The following is a 19,982-nucleotide window of genomic DNA, read 5'->3' as shown; positions in this document are numbered from 1 at the left end:
AATTCTAGGCGTATAAAGTGACATTTTAACGGATTCGGCGTGGCCTACTCTGTAGAATATTGGTTTTGGCAATACGGCTTTTGACAGCGGTTCCGCGTGCAAAACGGTGTTTTGACGGGAGCTGGTGGAGTAAAATAGCCCCTTTTCCTCACTGATATTGTCTGATCGACATGAAATTCAATCGACTAAGCGACTTGATCGCGCAACACCAGTTGCAAGGCAAACGTGTTTTATCCGCGCCGACCTCAACGTACCGCAAGATGACGCGGGCAATATTACTGAAGATACGCGCATCCGCGCCTCGGTGCCGGCGATCCGCCAGGCGCTCGACGCCGGCGCCGCAGTGATGGTGACCTCGCACCTCGGCCGTCCGACCGAAGGCGAATTCAAGCCGGAAGATTCGCTGGCGCCAATCGCCAAGCGTCTGGCTGAATTGCTGGGTCAACCGGTTGAACTGAAACAGAATTGGGTCGACGGCGTGGATGTCGCGCCGGGCCAGGTGGTCCTGCTGGAAAACTGCCGCGTCAACAAGGGCGAGAAAAAAAATAGCGACGAGCTGGCGCAAAAGATCGCCAAGCTGTGCGATATCTACGTCAACGACGCATTTGGCACCGCCCACCGCGCTGAAGCCACCACCCATGGCATCGCCAAGTTTGCTCCGGTCGCCTGCGCCGGGCCTTTGCTGGCAGCTGAACTGGATGCGCTGGGCAAAGCCCTGAACCAACCGGCCCGTCCGCTGGTGGCGATCGTCGCCGGTTCCAAGGTATCGAGCAAGCTGACCATATTGAAGGCCTTGGCTGACAAGGTCGACAACCTGATCGTCGGCGGCGGCATCGCCAATACCTTTTTGTTGGCGAGCCGCCTGAAGATCGGCAAATCGCTGGCCGAACCGGATCTGGTGGAAGAAGCCAAGGCCATCATCGAGATGATGGCCAAGCGCGGCGCTTCGGTGCCAATCCCGGTCGACGTTGTCTGCGCCAAGGAGTTTTCTCCAACTGCCGTAGCGCAAATCAAGGATGTCGGCGACGTGGCCGAGGATGACCTGATCCTGGATATCGGTCCGAAAACCGCAGCAACGCTGGCCGCGCAAATTGCCCAGGCCGGCACGGTAGTCTGGAACGGCCCGGTCGGTGTGTTCGAGTTCGATCAGTTCGGCGAAGGCACCAAGACGCTGGCGCTGGCGATTGCCAATTCCAAGGCGTTCTCGATTGCCGGCGGCGGTGATACGCTGGCGGCGATTGCCAAGTACAACATTACCGACAAGATCGGCTACATCTCGACCGGTGGCGGCGCTTTCCTGGAATTCCTGGAAGGAAAAACCTTGCCGGCAGTTGAGATTTTGTTGCAACGCGTTAGTTAATAACTAGAAGCCAAAGAAATATTTTTAACCCGTCATCCCCGCGAACGCGGGGATCCAACTTACGAACTAAATGAGTTGAAGAAAATGGATTCCCGCGTTCGCGGGAATGGCGGAGATGGAATAGCTGTACATTCACCCATGTTGTACTGAAAGGTTGTCCATGCAAAGAGCTACCAAGATCGTCGCCACTATCGGACCAGCATCAAGCGATGCTGACACACTCGCGCGAATGTTCGTCGCTGGAGTCGATGTGGTGCGCCTGAATTTTTCGCACGGCAAGGCGCAGGATCACATTGATCGCGCCAAGCTGGTGCGTGAGGTAGCTGCGGCCTGCGGCAAGCAGGTTGCGATCATGGCCGACTTGCAAGGCCCGAAAATCCGCGTCGGCAAGTTCGAACAAGGCAAGGTTGAATTGAAGAATGGCGAAAAATTCATTCTCGATGCTGACTGTGCAATGGGCAGCCTGGAACGCGTCGGCCTCGATTACAAAGCCTTGCCGCGCGATCTGAAACCGGCTGACGTATTGCTGTTGAACGATGGCCTGATCGTCTTGACGGTCGAAAAAATCATCGGCAACGAGATCCACACCATCGTCAAGATCGGTGGCGAACTGTCCAACAACAAGGGCATCAACCGCCAGGGCGGCGGCTTGTCGGCGCCGGCGTTGACCGCCAAGGATATGGATGACATCAAGACCGCGATGAGCTTTCGGGCCGATTATGTCGCCGTCTCTTTCCCGAAGAATGCTACCGATATGGAGATGGCCCGCCAATTGGCGAATGTCGCCGGCGAAGCTTACGATCACAAGCCGATGATGATCGCCAAGATCGAGCGCGCCGAAGCGATCCCGGTCTTGCAGGAAATTCTCGACGCTTCCGACGGCATCATGGTGGCGCGCGGCGATCTGGCAGTTGAAGTTGGCAATGCCGCCGTGCCTGCGCTGCAGAAGCGCATGATCAAGATGGCGCGCATTTCCAACAAGCTGGCGATTACTGCGACCCAGATGATGGAATCGATGATCGTCAATGCCGTGCCGACCCGCGCTGAAGTGTCGGACGTCGCCAACGCTGTGCTTGATGGCACCGATGCCGTGATGACTTCGGCTGAAACTGCTTCCGGTAAATATCCGGTAGAAACGGTGGAAGCCATGTCGGCGATTTGCCTGGAGGCCGAGAAATCGGAAGACTGCAAACTTGATGCCGATTTCCTCAATGTCCGTTTCACCCGTGTCGATCAGTCGATCGCGTACGGCGCCTTGTTTACTGCGCACCATCTGCGCGTCAAGGCGATTGCCGCGTTGACCGAGTCTGGCTCCACCGCACTGTGGATGAGCCGTCACAACATCGATATCCCGATTTTTGCCATTACCCCGAGTGTGGCGACCCAGCGCAAGGCAGCCCTGTACCGCAATGTGCAGACTTTCGAACTGGCCAAGTCAACCGACCGCGAAGCGGTGCTGAAGGCCGCGCAGAATCTGCTGCTGGCCAAGGGCGTCGTGCAACTGGGCGATCTGGTGGTGGTGACATGGGGAGAACCGATGGGCCAGATCGGCGGCACCAATGCGTTGAAGATCATGAAGATCGGCGAGTATTGATGCTTAACTAGTTTCTCAATACAACGTCATTCCCGCATACGCGGTCGCCAAGGCGGAGAACCCATGTACCGCCTGGCGTACTTGTGAATGACGTGGTATCAGGTAGCAAAACAGATTTTTATTATCGGAGTACAACATGCCTCTCGTATCCATGCGTCAATTGCTGGACCACGCTGCCGAAAACAGCTACGGTCTGCCTGCTTTCAACGTCAACAACCTGGAACAGGTCACTGCCATCATGCAGGCCGCCGATGAAGTCGGCGCGCCGGTCATCATGCAAGCCTCGGCAGGCGCCCGCAAATATGCTGGCGAAGCCTTTTTGCGTCACCTGATCGAAGCCGCGGTTGAAGCGTTCCCGCACATCCCGGTCGTCATGCACCAGGACCACGGCCAATCGCCGGCAGTCTGCATGGCCGCGATCAAGTCCGGCTTCACCTCGGTGATGATGGACGGCTCGTTGATGGAAGACGGCAAGTCGGTTGCCAGCTACGAATACAACGTTGAAGTGTCGCGCAAGGTAGTGGAATTCTCGCACGCCATCGGCGTCACAGTGGAAGCGGAACTGGGTGTGCTCGGTTCGCTGGAAACCATGATGGGCGACAAGGAAGACGGTCACGGGGCGGACGGCAAGATGACCCGCGAACAGTTGCTGACCGATGTCTCGCAAGCTGCGGATTTCGTCAAGCAGACCCAGTGCGACGCGTTGGCAATTGCCATCGGCACCTCGCACGGGGCCTACAAATTCTCGCGCAAGCCAACCGGCGACATCCTGGCGATCGAGCGCATCAAGGAAATCCACACCCGCATTCCTAACACCCACCTGGTGATGCACGGCTCCTCATCGGTGCCGCAGGAACTGCTGGCGGAAATCCGCGAATTCGGCGGCGACATGAAAGAAACCTATGGCGTGCCGGTTGAAGAAATCCAGGAAGGGATTCGTCACGGCGTGCGCAAGATCAACATCGATACCGACATCCGCCTGGCAATGACCGGTGCGATTCGCCGCTATCTGATGGAAAATCCAAGCAAATTCGATCCGCGCGATTACCTGAAGCCAGCCCGTGAAGCGGCCAAGGCAGTGGTCAAGGCGCGTTTCCTGGCGTTCGGCTGCGAAGGCCAGGCTGCCAAGATCAAGCCGGTTTCGCTGGAAAAGATCGCAGAGAAGTACAAGAAGGGCGAGCTGTCGCAGATCGTTCAGTAATAGATTCACTAATAAGCAGTGTGGTACCGGCGCCAGGCAAGGCTTGGCGCAATAACTTACCAGGTGCAGGATGATGCTTACATCGTTCTTTACCTGGTTTTCTGACTTTTGGAATAACCATGACAAGCCTCTACCAATCCACCATTACTTCCCTGCCATTGCTCGGTCGCGGCAAGGTGCGCGAAAACTATGCAGTCGGCGATGACAAGATCCTGATCGTCACCTCCGATCGCTTGTCGGCTTTCGACGTCATCATGAACGAGCCGATTCCGGGCAAAGGCAAGGTGTTGAACCGGATGTCCGATTTTTGGTTTGATAAGCTGGCTGCCGTTGTCCCGAACCACCTGACCGGCATTGCACCGGAATCAGTGGTGGCGCCGGATGAGGTGGAGCAGGTGCGTGGACGTGCGGTAGTGGCGAAGCGTTTGCAACCGATCATGGTCGAGGCAGTGGTGCGCGGCTACATTATCGGCTCGGGCTGGAAAGATTACCAGGCCACCGGCGCCATCTGCGGCATCACGCTACCGGCGGGTTTGCAGCAGGCAGCCAAGCTGGCTGAGCCGATTTTCACGCCGGCGGCCAAAGCCGAGATGGGCGAGCATGATGAAAACATCAGCTTCGCCGAAATGGAAACGCGCATTGGCAAGGAACTGGCCGAGAAAATTCGTAGCGTCAGTATTGAACTGTACAAGACCGCTGCCGATTATGCGGCAACGCGCGGCATCATCATCGCCGACACCAAGTTTGAATTCGGCCTCGACAAAGATGGCGTCTTGCACCTGATGGACGAAGTGCTGACCGCCGATTCTTCGCGCTTCTGGCCAGCCGCCAGCTACCAGGTTGGCATTTCGCCGCCGTCGTTCGACAAACAGTTCGTGCGCGATTACCTGGAAACCGTCACCAGCTGGAACAAGACCGCACCGGCGCCAGCCTTGCCGGTCGAAGTGATTGAAAAAACCGGTGCCAAATATCGCGAAGCATTATTCAGCCTGACAGGCGAAACGCTGAAGGATTGATGATGACCAAGGACACTGCTAGCAAGCCGGTAATCGGCATAGTCATGGGTTCGTCCTCGGATTGGGATGTGATGCAGCACGCAGTCGCCATCCTCACCGAGTTTGGCGTCGCCCACGAGGCGCAGGTGATTTCGGCGCATCGTATGCCGGACCAGATGTTCGCCTACGCAGAAAGTGCACGTGAGCGCGGTCTGCGCGCGATCATCGCCGGCGCCGGTGGCGCTGCGCACTTGCCGGGGATGATCGCCGCCAAGACTATCGTGCCTGTGCTCGGCGTGCCGGTGCCATCCAAGTATCTGCGTGGCGAAGATTCCTTGCTGTCGATCGTGCAGATGCCGAAAGGCATTCCGGTCGCCACCTATGCCATCGGTGAAGCTGGCGCCGCCAATGCCGCACTGTCCGCCATCGCCATGCTGGCCACCACCGACCAGGCGCTGGCCGACAAGCTGCTGGCGTTCCGTGCCAAGCAGACCCAAATTGCCCTTGATATGAAATTGCCACCGGTATGAGTCGTATGCAACAAGATTCCATCGCCCCGATTGTTCCAAGCACAACCCCGCCGACCTGGTTGGGCGTGATGGGTGGCGGCCAGCTGGGCCGCATGTTCACTCACGAGGCGCAAGCCATGGGTTACAAAGTCGCGGTGCTGGAGCCGGAGCAGGATTGCCCGACCGGACACGTCGCCGATCGCCATTTCCTGGCCGATTACAGCGATGCGGTCGCCCTGGGCGAGATGGCCAGTTTGTGTGCGGCGGTGACCACCGAGTTTGAGAACGTCGCTGCCGACAGCCTGGCGCTGCTGGCGCAGAACAGTTTTGTGGCCCCGGCTGCGGCCAGCGTATCGGTAGCCCAGGACCGTATGGTGGAAAAGCGTTTCTTCACCGCTTGCGCCAACGCATCCACAGTATTGCCAGCGCCGCACCAGTTGATTGCATCGGCAGCCGATATCGATCAGGTTCCGGCCGATCTGTTGCCAGGCATTTTGAAAACCGTCCGCCTCGGCTATGACGGCAAGGGGCAGGCGCGGGTACGTACCCTGGATGAGCTGCACGCAGCATTCGCCGGCATGAACGGGGTGGAGTGCGTGCTGGAAAAGATGCTGCCGCTGGCTTATGAGGTGTCTGTGCTGGTGGCGCGCGGCGCCGACGGCAAGGCCGTGGTTTATCCGATTGCCGAAAACGTCCATCGTGATGGCATCCTGTTCACCACGACAGTGCCAGGTCCAAATGTCTGCGATGAAACTGCGAAACGCGCGCAGCATGCGGCGCTGGTCATCATTGAGCAGCTGGCTTATGTCGGTGTACTGTGCATCGAATTCTTTGTCTTGCAAGATGGTTCGCTGGTCGTCAACGAGATGGCGCCGCGTCCGCATAACAGCGGTCATTACACAATGGATGCCTGCGTCACCAGTCAGTTTGCACAGCAGGTGCGGGCAATGGCGCGTATGCCGTTGGGCGACACGCGCCAACATTCGCCGGCCGTGATGTTGAACATCCTAGGCGATGTCTGGTTTGAAGGTGACAGTGATCAGGCGCGCGAACCAGCCTGGGACCAGATACTGGCATTGCCGTCCGCGCACCTGCATTTGTATGGCAAAGCCCAGCCGCGTCGCGCCCGCAAGATGGGACATATCACTTTCGTCGCAGCGACACTGGCGGAAGCACAGCAACAGCTGGCCACAGCCTGCGCCATCCTCGGCATCGCACTCTAATGACTGGCACGATTCTCGATCTGCCGGCAATCCGCCTGGCTGCACGCAAGCTGGAAGCCGGCGGATTGGTCGCGTTTCCAACTGAAACGGTGTACGGTCTTGGCGCCGACGCTGAAAACCCTGCCGCGGTAGCGAGTATCTATTCCGCCAAGGGGCGGCCATCGAATCACCCGGTGATTGTCCATGTGGCGCCCGAAGCCGACATTGGTTATTGGGTAGCTTCAATCCCGCCGCAGGCCCAGGCCCTGATCGACGCCTTTTGGCCGGGACCGCTGACTTTGATTCTGCCGCGTGCGGCGCATATTCCGGATCAGGTCTCGGGTGGTCAAAATTCAATCGGTTTGCGTTGCCCATCGCATCCGGTGGCGCAAGCTTTGCTGCGCGAGTTCAAGGGCGGCAAAGGCGGCATCGCCGGTCCGTCTGCCAACAAATTTGGTCATGTCAGCCCCACCACCGCCCAGCATGTGCGCGACGAGTTCGACGCCGATGGCGATAGTCCGATCGCCTGCATATTGGATGGTGGTCAAAGTGAGGTCGGCATCGAATCGACCATCATCGACCTGTCGCGCATCGCAAGTCATGGGCCGGTGCTGTTGCGACCAGGTCATATCAGCGCCGCCCAGATTGCAGCAGTGCTTGGCGTCCCGGTGCAAGCAGCCGATGCTGCGGCGCCGCGCGCTTCCGGCACATTGGAATCTCACTACGCGCCGCGCACGCCGGTGCTGTTGGTATCTTCTGAACAACTGGCGGCGACTCTGCAGCAATTGCACCATGCCGGACAAAAGCTGGCATTGATCGCTTACTCCGGACCGGCGGCGAAGCTGCCGCCGCTTGCCGCCCAGTTTCCGATGGCCGCCGAACCGCAAGCCTATGCCCATGATCTGTATGCTGCGCTGCGTAGCATGGATCATGCTGCGGCCGACCTGATCGTGGTCGAAGCGCCACCATCCGACCTTTCCTGGCAAGGCATCAATGATCGCTTGCGTCGTGCTGCGCACGATTCTTTAGCTGTCCTGGCAGGATTTAAAAAATAATTGCGGTAAAAAAGCTACAACTATAGTCAAATCATTCTAAAGCTGGCATAGTGTAAAAAAAGAATAGCACGCGCGTTCTTTTTGGGTGTACGGGCATGGAAAAGATGTTTGCAGACCGCAAATGCATCCGCGCTTAGGAAAATGCAGTCGAATAAGAGAGCGCTGTCTGGCCGGACCAGAACCGTAAGGCGCCGAAAACGGGTTTGTACTGTATCCGCTGCAGGCAAAGATCCCACTACTAAAAAATGAAGTGCAATCTTGGAGAAGACATATGAAAAAACAATTTGGTGTATTGCCTAAACTGGCCGCCCTGTCGTTGCTGACAGCCTTTGCCGCTCCTGCCATGGCGCAGCAAGCTGGCGACAACGTTGTTAATCTGGGTTGGGCGCACATCGGCCTCAATCAATCCAGCGAACCGTTGAAACTTGGCACGGCCACGGTTCCAGGCAGCGGCGCACATGTTTCCAATGCTGACACTGCCATTTTGCAGTTCACGCATTTTTTCACTGACAATATCGCTGTGACTACGGATTTGGGTATTCCACCGAAATTCAAGCTCAGTGGTTCAGGTACTCTGAATAGCTTGGGTCAACTCGGTACAGCCACACAGTGGAGCCCAGCCGTGTTGGCCAAGTATTACTTCGGCGACGCTAACAGCCAGTTCCGCCCTTATGTCGGCGCCGGCGCTGCATATGTCTGGTACTCCAATATCAAACTGACCAGCAGCCTGACAGGCCTCTTGGGTGGTGGCGATCCTGGTGCTTCCACTAGTGCAGACCTGAGCAGCTCTTTCGTACCGGTCGCGAACATTGGTATGGCCTACAATTTCGACAAGAACTGGTCCGCCAACTTCTCGTTGTCATATGTCCCATTGAGCACCAAGGCCGATCTGACCACTCATCATAGCGATGGATCGACAACGCACGCTACTACCAAGATCACTCTGAATCCTATGGTTTCCGTGCTGACTGTCGGCTATAAGTTCTAAATCGCCGCATTCGTCGGATAAGGTTCTTTGAAAGGCCCCGCAGAGTCGGGGCCTTTTTCGTTCATGGACGCTGCCTTTTGTATGTGGCTAATCGCGCATCTGCGATGCAGGTCAAGGCATATCCACATCGACAAGCGCCGACGGATTGCGTTACAGTTAATGCATTATTGGATGGCAACCGGGGAGTAGCGATCATGGCCAGCGAAGTCGCAGTGTTGGGAGGAGGGTGCTTCTGGTGCCTGGAGGCGGTTTATCAGCAACTCAAGGGCGTGCAGCACGTCGAGTCGGGATATACCGGCGGTCATGTTGCGAATCCGAGCTATGAGCAGGTATGCGATGGCGCGACCGGCCATGCTGAAGTGGTGGCCGTGACGTTCGATACGGACAAGATCAGTTTTCGTGAATTGCTGGAGATTTTCTTCACGATCCACGATCCAACCACCTTGAACCGCCAGGGTAATGATGTCGGCACCCAGTATCGCTCCGCAATTTATTATCAGTCGCAGCAGCAGAAAAAAGACGCCGAGCAGGTTATCGCGGAAATGGCCAATGTCTGGGATGCGCCGATCGTGACGGAACTGACGGCGGCAGAAACCTACTACAAGGCGGAAGACTATCACCAGAACTACTTCCGCCAGCATCCGCTGCAAGGTTATTGCGCTTTCGTGGTGGAGCCGAAAGTGGCCAAGTTGCGCAAGATATTCTTCGATAAAGTCATTCAGTGAAGAAGCGCACTGTTGTTGTCCCGATGAATCGGCAACAACAGTGCACGCTCTGGAGCCGGGTCAGCGCGATCCTTGATAGATGTATTTGCGTGACCACGGCAATGTGTCGGCTTTGCGGCCGGCTTTGCGGCAAATTACCTGGTACAGCGACATCCAGTCGCGTTCGAAGCCGTAGGAACTCCCCGCCAGATAGACGCGCCAAATCCGGAATCGCCGGTCGTCGGCGGCTTTTCTGACTTCATCGGCCCGCGCTTCCAGGTTGTCGGCCCAGATACCGCAAGTCTTGGCATAGTGGCGCCGCAGATTTTCTACATCGAATACTTCCAGTCCACCTTGTTGCATGGTTTTCAGGACCAGTCCGATGTGCGGCAGTTCGCCGTGCGGGAATACATATTTTTCGATGAACTCTCCACCGCCGTATGGTGTTTCGCCATTGTCGATGTCGGTGGTGGTGATGCCATGATTCATCGCAATGCCGTCATCGGCCAGCAAGGTCCTGATGCGCTCAAAATACATAGGCAGGTTACCCAAGCCGACATGTTCAAACATGCCGACGCTGGTGATCCGGTCGAATGTGCCGGTGACGTCGCGATAATCCTGCAGGCGAATATCAATCCGGTCTTCAAGCCCAGCCTTCGCGACCCGTTCCTTGGCCAGCATATACTGGTTTTCCGAAAGCGTGACGCCGACGCATTTCGCGCCGAATTTCTGCGCCGCCCGAAGTACCAGCGCGCCCAACCGCAGCCGATATCCAGCAGAGTCTGGCCGGGCTGAATCTGGATTTTGGTCAGGATGTGGTCGATTTTCTTGAGCTGCGCGGTGTCCAGATCTTCATCGCCATTTTCGAAATAGGCGCATGAGTAAACCATGTTCTCATCCAGCCACAGCTTGTAGAAGTCGTTGGAGACGTCGTAATGGTAGCGAATCGCTTCGGCATCCTTTTCCTTATTGTGGCGGAAGGTGCGTGTGATGCGGGCGAATTTGCCATCCGCCTTGAGCGAGTTGGCTGCAAGGGCATTGCCAACGGCAATGATTTCCTTGATCTTGCCTTCGACTTCAATTTTCCCTTCGACATATGCTTCACCAAGGTTGGCGAGCGAAGGCGTCAGCAGATAAGTCAGGGCGGATGCATGCGGAACGCGCACCGTGACATCCGGCGCGACGTATGTGCCAAAGTCGAAATGCTGACCGTTCCATAATTCGAGCCGCAATGGTAGTGAGGCGCGGTGACGAATGTCATTAACCCAGTTCTCAAGCTTTTTTTCCCAGAACACGATTTCTCCTCCGGTGAATTAATACTTGTACCAAGCGGCCCGCATTGGCCGGTAAAGATGCCCTGGCGTCAGGGCTGCAGACGTTGTCGCAACCAGCCGCCATTGACATCCAAGGTATACAGAATCCGATCATGCAAACGTGACCGGCGACCCTGCCAAAATTCTACCGTATCCGGAAAAAGTCTGTAGCCGCCCCAATGTTTTGGGCGCGGTGGATTGTCACCGAATTGTCGTTCGGCCTTGGTGTACTCGGCTTCCAATAGCTCGCGGCTGGCGATGGTCTCGCTCTGCGCCGAAGCGATGGCGCCGAGTCTGCTTTGCAAGGGGCGGCTGTTGAAATAGGCATCGCTCTCGTCGTCACTGACTTTTTCGACGCGACCTTCGATGCGCACCTGGCGTTCCAGCGCGATCCAATGAAATAGCAGCGCGCCGTAGGGATGTTGTTCCAGATCGTGGCCCTTGCGGCTTTCAAAGTTGGTGAACCAGGTGAAACCACGTTCATCGAACTGCTTGATCAACACGATGCGCGACGAAGGCCGGCCATTGCTGCCGACGGTGGCCAGGCTCATCGCATTGGCTTCTGGCACTTCGGCGTGCATGGCTTCATCAAACCATCTGCCGAACTGGGTGATCGGATCGGTCGCGGTATCGGCTTCCGACAGGCTGGCGTGGCTATAGTCGATGCGCAGGTCTGCAATCGATTTGTCTTTCTGTTGGTTTTGCGTATTCATACTGAAATTCCCCTACGTTGTTGCATCGCTGATCCCAGCTGTTGCATCTGCTGTTCATTAAAAAGCCGCTTCGCCATCGGCGCGATCCAGGTTTCTTCTTTTTCCATGTGGGCCGAGTAGATGGCGGAAAATTGCTGAACATCCTGCGCCGACAGCTGGTTGGTCGATTCGCCATCGGCGATAGACGTCAACTGCTGGTCAAGGGCGTGCCACAGCTTGTCCATCTGCTGGTGCTCGGCCATGATTTCCGGCATCAGCTTTTGCAGCAGCGCGGCATCTTCTCCGCTGGCGGTGACGCTCAGCATCGGCAGCAGGTCGACTTCTTCATCCGCGTGATGATGCGGAGCGGCCTGGTTGAAATAGCGCATGATGCTTTGCGCGGCTTGCTGGGCTTGGGCATCGTTGCCGTGTTGAGGCAGGTGTTCAAGCAGATTTTGCAGCGTATCCAGTTGCTTGCGGATGCGGTCGTGGCAATGCTTGAGCACGGCGATCGGCTGGCTAAAATCTGGCGCGGTGGCTATCAGTGCGTTCGGCATGGTGGGTATCTCGTGATTGGATGGAGGCGCTCATCGAAGGATGAATGTCTATTTGATAATTTATGATCGACTGACGGTCTGTTTATATTAAAGCACTTCAAAAGTGATCCGTCATGCAGAGCCGGTAAAATAGCTGCACTAGTGATATCCAGTTTGATCTGTATCAAGATTATCCTGGCTTATCTTGTTGAATGCCTGTCGTTTCACTTTTAGTTGCCTATCATGTCCTCATCTGTTGCAGCCAGCGCTTCCGGCGCCTCCGTTCCCACCACTGTCGATCTTGACGAGATTGATTTTGATCGCCGTTTTGGTGGCATCGGCCGTTTATATGGCGCGGCCGCGCTGTCCCGCTTCCTGCAGGCGCATGTGTGCGTGGTCGGCGTCGGCGGGTCGGTTCGTGGGCGGTCGAGGCGCTGGCGCGTAGCGCCGTCGGCAATTTGACCCTGATTGATCTCGACAATCTGGCCGAATCCAATATCAATCGCCAGATTCATGCGCTGACCGATACACTCGGTCAGGCCAAAGTAAGCGCGCTGGCGGCACGCATTGCCCAGATCAATCCATATTGCCACGTCACTGAAGTGGAGGATTTCATCAGCGCCGACAATCTGCCGGAAATGATAGGCGAAGGGCGTTATGACTATGTGCTCGACGCCATCGATAATGTACGCGCCAAGGCGGCATTGATCGCCTATTGCCGCGACAAGGGGATTCGCCTGATCAGCATCGGAAGTGCCGGCGGCAAGGTCGACGCCACCTGCATCGAAGTGCGTGATCTGGCCAAGACCGAGCAAGAGCCGCTGTTGGCCAAGGTGCGCAAGCGCTTACGTTCGGAATACCGCTTCCCGCGCGGCGACAAGGTCCGTTTCGGCATCGACGCCGTATTTTCAACTGAGCCGATCAGTGCGCCGCTGCTTGAACAGGCATGTGAGGTTGATGGTGAGGCGGCGCCGGGTGTGACCGGACTGAATTGCGCCGGTTACGGCTCGGCGGTAGTGGTGACGGCTACTTTCGGCCTGGTCGCCGCCGGCCACATCTTGCGTAAGCTGGCCGCTGATCCAGTCCCTGCGGCTTGACTTGCCATCCCGTCTAAATAGAATCCTGTGGACCATGTTTGCAGGAGACCCAATTTTGGACAGTTGTACCAGTACCCCTGGATGGGCGCCCATCAGCCCGACGTAATTCACCTGCCAGCAAGCTCTCGTCGCTGCAGCTCGTGAAGTCAAGCGCTGTAGCATACGGGAATGTGTTCCTGCATTCCCGTCACTTATCCCCATCCCTTGTTTATTTGCCTGGCCGGCCGATCTTCACTTCTTGAAGCGGCGCCGAGCGTCAATGAAGTGCCGTCATGCCGTGCGCATGGCGACGCATGCAGAAAGGTAGCGAAGATGGATTGGAAAATATTTACCCTGCGCGTATTGCTCGCCCTGACCCTGGGCTCCCTGATCGGTGCCGAACGCCAGATGCGTCAACGCATGGCGGGTTTGCGTACTAATGCGCTGGTGTCGATCGGTGCCTCGCTGTTCGTGATGGTATCCGCGTTCGAGTCGGATCCGCAGGGAGCAACGCGGATTGCTTCTTATGTTGTATCCGGTATCGGTTTCCTCGGCGCCGGCGTCATCATGCGTGAGGGTATCAATGTGCGGGGGTTGAATACTGCCGCTACTTTATGGTGCTCAGCTGCGGTCGGTGTGCTGTGCGGACTTGGGCATGCGCTGGAAGCGGCCATCGGCGCCGCCGCCATTTTGGGCGCGAACGTGTTGTTGCGCGGTGTGTCCCATATGATCAACCGCCAGGATCTGCATAGCGCGACGGAAATCGAGCAGGTCTATCGCCTCTCTATAGTATGTCGGCCGGAAGATGAGGTGCAGGTCCGCACCTTGATGCTGCATATGCTGAACGGCATGCCGCACCTGGTGGTGCAATCGCTGCACAGCGAAGACCTGGCGTCCGGTACCCAACTGGAAGTGCGCGCGGATCTGATTACGTCTCCTAGCAATCATTTACAGCTGGAGCAGATTGTCAGCCGGGTCAGCCTGGAGAAAGGTGTCAGTGCTGCGCGTTGGGCGGTATTGAATTCGGTAGATGTATAGGCTCTCTAATAGAGCGCATGTAGTAGCAAGGAATGCCCGGAATAGGGCTAAATCAAATAAATCGAAATATTTTAAAGAATTTGGTTAAAAGTACTTGCGGGGTTTGTGGGGGATTGCTATAGTTCGGCTCCCGTTGAGAACGACGCGAAATAAAACGAATGAGCAGCAAGGAATTGGTGCTGATTTGAGTGCGAAGTGGGAACGGGAAGATGGGCAGGAAGTTGGTGTGGTTGGTAAAAAGTTTTTCGGTAAGTAGTAAAAAAGTAGTTGACGAAAAACTGGAAACGCTACATAATCTCATCTCTCTGCTGCTGACAAACAAAACGATTTGTTGGTAACGCGAACCGGGTAGTTGGGTGACGCGCAGTAGAAGGTTCTTTAACAATTAACAGTCGATAAGTGTGGGCGTTTGATGGAAGTGCAGCGTTGCTGATGTAAATCGGTGGCGTATAACTTAAAACATTAAATGTTCACAAAAGAAGAAAATAGGCGTTTAAATTTATTTAAACGGCCTGTCAGTATTTTGAGTGAGCGATAGCAGAGATGCTAGGCAGCAATGCCACAAAACAGAGATTGAACTGAAGAGTTTGATCCTGGCTCAGATTGAACGCTGGCGGCATGCCTTACACATGCAAGTCGAACGGTAACAGGGAGCTTGCTCCGCTGACGAGTGGCGAACGGGTGAGTAATATATCGGAACGTACCTTTGAGTGGGGATAACTAGTCGAAAGATTAGCTAATACCGCATACGATCTACGGATGAAAGTGGGGGCTCGCAAGACCTCATGCTCATAGAGCGGCCGATATCTGATTAGCTAGTTGGTGAGGTAAAGGCTCACCAAGGCATCGATCAGTAGCTGGTCTGAGAGGACGACCAGCCACACTGGGACTGAGACACGGCCCAGACTCCTACGGGAGGCAGCAGTGGGGAATTTTGGACAATGGGGGCAACCCTGATCCAGCAATGCCGCGTGAGTGAAGAAGGCCTTCGGGTTGTAAAGCTCTTTTGTCAGGGAAGAAACGGTGAGAGCTAATATCTCTTGCTAATGACGGTACCTGAAGAATAAGCACCGGCTAACTACGTGCCAGCAGCCGCGGTAATACGTAGGGTGCAAGCGTTAATCGGAATTACTGGGCGTAAAGCGTGCGCAGGCGGTTATGTAAGACAGGTGTGAAATCCCCGGGCTTAACCTGGAATGGCATTTGTGACTGCATAGCTAGAGTGTGTCAGAGGGGGTAGAATTCCACGTGTAGCAGTGAAATGCGTAGAGATGTGGAGGAATACCGATGGCGAAGGCAGCCCCCTGGGATAACACTGACGCTCATGCACGAAAGCGTGGGGAGCAAACAGGATTAGATACCCTGGTAGTCCACGCCCTAAACGATGTCTACTAGTTGTCGGGTCTTAATTGACTTGGTAACGCAGCTAACGCGTGAAGTAGACCGCCTGGGGAGTACGGTCGCAAGATTAAAACTCAAAGGAATTGACGGGACCCGCACAAGCGGTGGATGATGTGGATTAATTCGATGCAACGCGAAAAACCTTACCTACCCTTGACATGTACAGAATCCCGAAGAGATTTGGGAGTGTTCGAAAGAAAACTGTAACACAGGTGCTGCATGGCTGTCGTCAGCTCGTGTCGTGAGATGTTGGGTTAAGTCCCGCAACGAGCGCAACCCTTGTCATTAGTTGCTACGAAAGGGCACTCTAATGAGACTGCCGGTGACAAACCGGAGGAAGGTGGGGATGACGTCAAGTCCTCATGGCCCTTATGGGTAGGGCTTCACACGTCATACAATGGTACATACAGAGGGCCGCCAACCCGCGAGGGGGAGCTAATCCCAGAAAGTGTATCGTAGTCCGGATTGTAGTCTGCAACTCGACTACATGAAGTTGGAATCGCTAGTAATCGCGGATCAGCATGTCGCGGTGAATACGTTCCCGGGTCTTGTACACACCGCCCGTCACACCATGGGAGCGGGTTTTACCAGAAGTAGGTAGCCTAACCGCAAGGGGGGCGCTTACCACGGTAGGATTCGTGACTGGGGTGAAGTCGTAACAAGGTAGCCGTATCGGAAGGTGCGGCTGGATCACCTCCTTTCTAGAGTTTGCATGAAAGTTAAGCGTCCACACTTATCGTCTGTTAATCAAGAAGAACAGGTATCGGTCAAAGGCTGCGGCATGAGAGTGCTGAAGTTGATGGTAGGCTCGTACTGATCCAAGCGGGTCTGTAGCTCAGTTGGTTAGAGCACCGTGTTGATAACGCGGGGGTCGTTGGTTCGAGCCCAACCAGACCCACCAAAGAATTTCGGGGGTTTAGCTCAGCTGGGAGAGCACCTGCTTTGCAAGCAGGGGGTCGTCGGTTCGATCCCGTCAACCTCCACCAGTTACTGGTGGTACTGAAATGTCAAACCTAAGTCGGTGCGGGAAGTCGGCACTGAGATTTAGGTTTGGTCTTTTTAAGATCAAAAGCAATAACTGTTCTTTAACAATCTAGAAGAAGTAAAGATTCGTCAATTGTCGTGAAGATGCGAAAGCGTGGACATGGTGATTGATGGGTATGATTGTATCAAATCAAAAAGTATGTAAAGAGTTCTCAAAAGACTCTATGGGCGCAAGCTGCATAGAGAATGCGATAACACTTTGGATACGGCAAACGCTAAACTCATAGAAATACCTCTATAACCGCTCTTTGTCTGTGAACGCAGGCAGAGGCTAAAGTTATAGGGACAAGTGAATAAGTGCATATGGTGGATGCCTTGGCGATATCAGGCGATGAAGGACGTAGTAGCTTGCGATAAGCTGCGGGGAGCTAGCAAACAAGCTTTGATCCGCAGATTTCCGAATGGGGAAACCCGGCCGTAAGGTCATTGCACACTGAATACATAGGTGTGCAAAGCGAACGTGGCGAACTGAAACATCTAAGTAGCTGCAGGAAAAGAAATCAACCGAGATTCCCAAAGTAGTGGCGAGCGAAATGGGAACAGCCGCAAGTTTTAGCAGTGGACATAGTAGAACGACTTGGAAACGTCGGCCATAGAGGGTGATAGCCCCTTATACGAAATGATCATTGTGGAACTAAGCTTGCAACAAGTAGGGCGGGACACGTGTAATCCTGTCTGAACATGGGGGGACCATCCTCCAAGGCTAAATACTCGATATCGACCGATAGTGAACCAGTACCGTGAGGGAAAGGCGAAAAGAACCCCGGAAGGGGAGTGAAATAGATCCTGAAACCGTATGCATACAAACAGTAGGAGCGGACTTGTTCCGTGACTGCGTACCTTTTGTATAATGGGTCAGCGACTTACATTCAGTGGCAAGCTTAACCGTATAGGGAAGGCGTAGAGAAATCGAGTCCGAATAGGGCGTTCAGTCGCTGGGTGTAGACCCGAAACCAAGTGATCTACTCATGGCCAGGATGAAGGTGCGGTAACACGCACTGGAGGTCCGAACCCACTAATGTTGAAAAATTAGGGGATGAGCTGTGGGTAGGGGTGAAAGGCTAAACAAACTTGGAAATAGCTGGTTCTCTCCGAAAACTATTTAGGTAGTGCCTCAAGTATCACCATCGGGGGTAGAGCACTGTTATGGCTAGGGGGTCATCGCGACTTACCAAACCATTGCAAACTCCGAATACCGATGAGTGCGAGCTTGGGAGACAGACGCCGGGTGCTAACGTCCGACGTCAAGAGGGAAACAACCCAGACCGCCAGCTAAGGTCCCAAAGATTGGCTAAGTGGCAAACGAAGTGGGAAGGCTAAAACAGTCAGGAGGTTGGCTTAGAAGCAGCCATCCTTTAAAGAAAGCGTAATAGCTCACTGATCGAGTCGTCCTGCGCGGAAGATGTAACGGGGCTAAGCCAGTCACCGAAGCTGCGGATATCCGTAAGGATATGGTAGGAGAGCGTTCTGTAAGCCTGCGAAGGTGTCTTGTAAAGGATGCTGGAGGTATCAGAAGTGCGAATGCTGACATGAGTAGCGATAATGGGGGTGAAAAGCCCCACGCCGTAAGCCCAAGGTTTCCTGTTCAACGTTCATCGGAGCAGGGTGAGTCGGCCCTAAGGCGAGGCAGAGATGCGTAGCTGATGGGAAGCAGGTTAATATTCCTGCACCGTCGTTAGATGCGATGGGGGGACGGATCGCGGAAGGTTGTCCGGGTGTTGGAAGTCCCGGTTCCTATATCAGAGAAGGCTGTTAGGCAAATCCGGCAGCGTAATTCAAGGGTATGGGACGAGCAAACTTGTTTGCGAAGCAATCGGAAGTGGTTCCAAGAAAAGCCTCTAAGCTTCAGTCTAACGAGACCGTACCGCAAACCGACACAGGTGGGCGAGATGAGTATTCTAAGGCGCTTGAGAGAACTCGGGAGAAGGAACTCGGCAAATTTGTACCGTAACTTCGGGATAAGGTACGCCCGGTAGTTTGACTGGCCTGCGCCAGAAGGACGAAAGGGCTGCAATAAAAAGGTGGCTGCGACTGTTTAATAAAAACACAGCACTCTGCAAACACGAAAGTGGACGTATAGGGTGTGACGCCTGCCCGGTGCTGGAAGATTAAATGATGGGGTGCAAGCTCTTGATTGAAGTCCCAGTAAACGGCGGCCGTAACTATAACGGTCCTAAGGTAGCGAAATTCCTTGTCGGGTAAGTTCCGACCTGCACGAATGGCGTAACGATGGCCACACTGTCTCCTCCCGAGACTCAGCGAAGTTGAAATGTTTGTGATGATGCAATCTACCCGCGGCTAGACGGAAAGACCCCATGAACCTTTACTGTAGCTTTGCATTGGACTTTGAACCAATCTGTGTAGGATAGGTGGGAGGCTTTGAAGCGGGGACGCTAGTTCTCGTGGAGCCAACCTTGAAATACCACCCTGGTTTGTTTGAGGTTCTAACCTTGGTCCGTTATCCGGATCGGGGACAGTGCATGGTAGGCAGTTTGACTGGGGCGGTCTCCTCCCAAAGTGTAACGGAGGAGTTCGAAGGTACGCTAGGTACGGTCGGACATCGTGCTAATAGTGCAATGGCATAAGCGTGCTTAACTGCGAGACTGACAAGTCGAGCAGGTACGAAAGTAGGACATAGTGATCCGGTGGTTCTGTATGGAAGGGCCATCGCTCAACGGATAAAAGGTACTCTGGGGATAACAGGCTGATTCCTCCCAAGAGTTCATATCGACGGGGGAGTTTGGCACCTCGATGTCGGCTCATCACATCCTGGGGCTGTAGCCGGTCCCAAGGGTATGGCTGTTCGCCATTTAAAGTGGTACGTGAGCTGGGTTTAAAACGTCGTGAGACAGTTTGGTCCCTATCTGCCGTGGGCGTTGGAAATTTGAAGGGGGCTGCTCCTAGTACGAGAGGACCGGAGTGGACGAACCTCTGGTGTACCGGTTGTCACGCCAGTGGCATTGCCGGGTAGCTAAGTTCGGAAGAGATAACCGCTGAAAGCATCTAAGCGGGAAACTTGCCTTAAGATGATATTTCCCGGGAACTAGATTCCCCTAAAGGGTCGTTCGAGACCAGGACGTTGATAGGTCAGGTGTGGAAGCGTAGTAATACGTTAAGCTAACTGATACTAATTGCCCGTGAGGCTTGTCCCTATAACCTTAGCAGGTTATATGATGAGCTTTTATTGTTTGCCAGATAATGTGCATTCATACCCAACCGGGTTCACTTACCCTCGTGAACCCGGTATAAAAAACTACTTCTTCTAGATTGCGTT

11 protein-coding genes, 2 tRNA genes, 2 rRNA genes and 3 pseudogenes are annotated in these 19,982 nt (G+C 54.8%); 15 read left to right on the top strand and 3 right to left on the bottom strand.

Annotation, left to right across the window (positions count from 1 at the left end; translation table 11 throughout):
- The first annotated feature begins 170 nt into the window (after positions 1-170).
- From CAter10_RS18070 to msrA, 9 genes and pseudogenes are all read left to right on the top strand, one after another.
- Positions 171-1,360, top strand: a pseudogene (locus tag CAter10_RS18070) (phosphoglycerate kinase).
- A gap of 160 nt (positions 1,361-1,520) precedes the next feature.
- Positions 1,521-2,954, top strand: coding sequence for a pyruvate kinase (gene pyk / locus CAter10_RS18065; RefSeq protein WP_061534505.1), 1,434 nt, complete (start codon positions 1,521-1,523; stop codon positions 2,952-2,954).
- Between the two features lie 136 nt (positions 2,955-3,090).
- The gene (gene fba / locus CAter10_RS18060) at positions 3,091-4,155 is read left to right on the top strand and encodes a class II fructose-bisphosphate aldolase (protein WP_061534504.1); all 1,065 of its coding nucleotides are present in this window, start codon (positions 3,091-3,093) and stop codon (positions 4,153-4,155) included.
- A gap of 119 nt (positions 4,156-4,274) precedes the next feature.
- The gene (locus CAter10_RS18055) at positions 4,275-5,171 is read left to right on the top strand and encodes a phosphoribosylaminoimidazolesuccinocarboxamide synthase (protein ID WP_061534503.1); all 897 of its coding nucleotides are present in this window, start codon (positions 4,275-4,277) and stop codon (positions 5,169-5,171) included.
- 2 nt (positions 5,172-5,173) lie between these two features.
- On the top strand, positions 5,174-5,680 hold the full coding sequence (gene purE, locus CAter10_RS18050) for a 5-(carboxyamino)imidazole ribonucleotide mutase (RefSeq protein ID WP_061535449.1): 507 nt from the start codon (positions 5,174-5,176) through the stop codon (positions 5,678-5,680).
- The gene (locus CAter10_RS18045; protein ID WP_061534502.1) at positions 5,677-6,882 is read left to right on the top strand and encodes a 5-(carboxyamino)imidazole ribonucleotide synthase; all 1,206 of its coding nucleotides are present in this window, start codon (positions 5,677-5,679) and stop codon (positions 6,880-6,882) included. The genes purE and CAter10_RS18045 overlap by 4 nt, the downstream gene beginning before the upstream one ends.
- Positions 6,882-7,916, top strand: coding sequence for an L-threonylcarbamoyladenylate synthase (locus CAter10_RS18040; protein ID WP_061534501.1), 1,035 nt, complete (start codon positions 6,882-6,884; stop codon positions 7,914-7,916). The genes CAter10_RS18045 and CAter10_RS18040 overlap by 1 nt, the downstream gene beginning before the upstream one ends.
- Positions 7,917-8,187: 271 nt before the next feature.
- Entirely contained in the window at positions 8,188-8,904 is a 717-nt protein-coding gene (locus CAter10_RS18035; RefSeq protein ID WP_061534500.1) for an OmpW/AlkL family protein, read from the top strand.
- A 194-nt stretch (positions 8,905-9,098) separates the two neighbouring features.
- Positions 9,099-9,629, top strand: a complete 531-nt coding sequence (gene msrA / locus CAter10_RS18030) for a peptide-methionine (S)-S-oxide reductase MsrA (protein WP_061534499.1) — start codon at positions 9,099-9,101, stop codon at positions 9,627-9,629.
- Positions 9,630-9,689: 60 nt separating this feature from the next.
- Here the strand turns inward: msrA and CAter10_RS18025 are convergent.
- The 3 genes and pseudogenes from CAter10_RS18025 to CAter10_RS18015 all read right to left on the bottom strand — a co-directional run bounded on the left by CAter10_RS18025 (position 9,690) and on the right by CAter10_RS18015 (position 12,170).
- Positions 9,690-10,903: pseudogene (locus tag CAter10_RS18025) on the bottom strand (class I SAM-dependent methyltransferase).
- Positions 10,904-10,971: 68 nt separating this feature from the next.
- Entirely contained in the window at positions 10,972-11,634 is a 663-nt protein-coding gene (pdxH, locus tag CAter10_RS18020; protein ID WP_061534498.1) for a pyridoxamine 5'-phosphate oxidase, read from the bottom strand.
- The gene (locus tag CAter10_RS18015) at positions 11,631-12,170 is read right to left on the bottom strand and encodes a hemerythrin domain-containing protein (RefSeq protein WP_061534497.1); all 540 of its coding nucleotides are present in this window, start codon (positions 12,168-12,170) and stop codon (positions 11,631-11,633) included. Before CAter10_RS18015 ends, pdxH begins: the two co-directional genes overlap by 4 nt.
- Positions 12,171-12,392: 222 nt before the next feature.
- On the opposite strand from CAter10_RS18015, the pseudogene tcdA reads away from it, so the two are divergent.
- The 6 genes and pseudogenes from tcdA to CAter10_RS17985 all read left to right on the top strand — a co-directional run bounded on the left by tcdA (position 12,393) and on the right by CAter10_RS17985 (position 19,860).
- Positions 12,393-13,246: pseudogene (gene tcdA / locus CAter10_RS18010) on the top strand (tRNA cyclic N6-threonylcarbamoyladenosine(37) synthase TcdA).
- A gap of 312 nt (positions 13,247-13,558) precedes the next feature.
- Positions 13,559-14,263 (top strand): MgtC/SapB family protein, encoded by a 705-nt coding sequence (locus tag CAter10_RS18005; protein WP_061534496.1) that lies wholly within the window; start codon positions 13,559-13,561, stop codon positions 14,261-14,263.
- Positions 14,264-14,838: 575 nt separating this feature from the next.
- Positions 14,839-16,365: ribosomal RNA gene (locus CAter10_RS18000) — 16S ribosomal RNA — on the top strand.
- 123 nt (positions 16,366-16,488) lie between these two features.
- Positions 16,489-16,565 (top strand) — tRNA-Ile (locus tag CAter10_RS17995).
- A gap of 9 nt (positions 16,566-16,574) precedes the next feature.
- Positions 16,575-16,650, top strand: a tRNA-Ala gene (locus CAter10_RS17990).
- 341 nt (positions 16,651-16,991) lie between these two features.
- Positions 16,992-19,860, top strand: a 23S ribosomal RNA gene (locus CAter10_RS17985).
- Together the 16S and 23S rRNA genes with 2 tRNA genes alongside form the textbook arrangement of a ribosomal RNA operon.
- The last annotated feature ends 122 nt before the right edge of the window (positions 19,861-19,982 follow it).

This window comes from Collimonas arenae (assembly GCF_001584165.1).
Lineage (GTDB): Bacteria > Pseudomonadota > Gammaproteobacteria > Burkholderiales > Burkholderiaceae_D > Collimonas > Collimonas arenae.
Note: the sequence above shows the minus strand (reverse complement) of the source record. Positions and strands in the feature narration are given on the sequence as shown.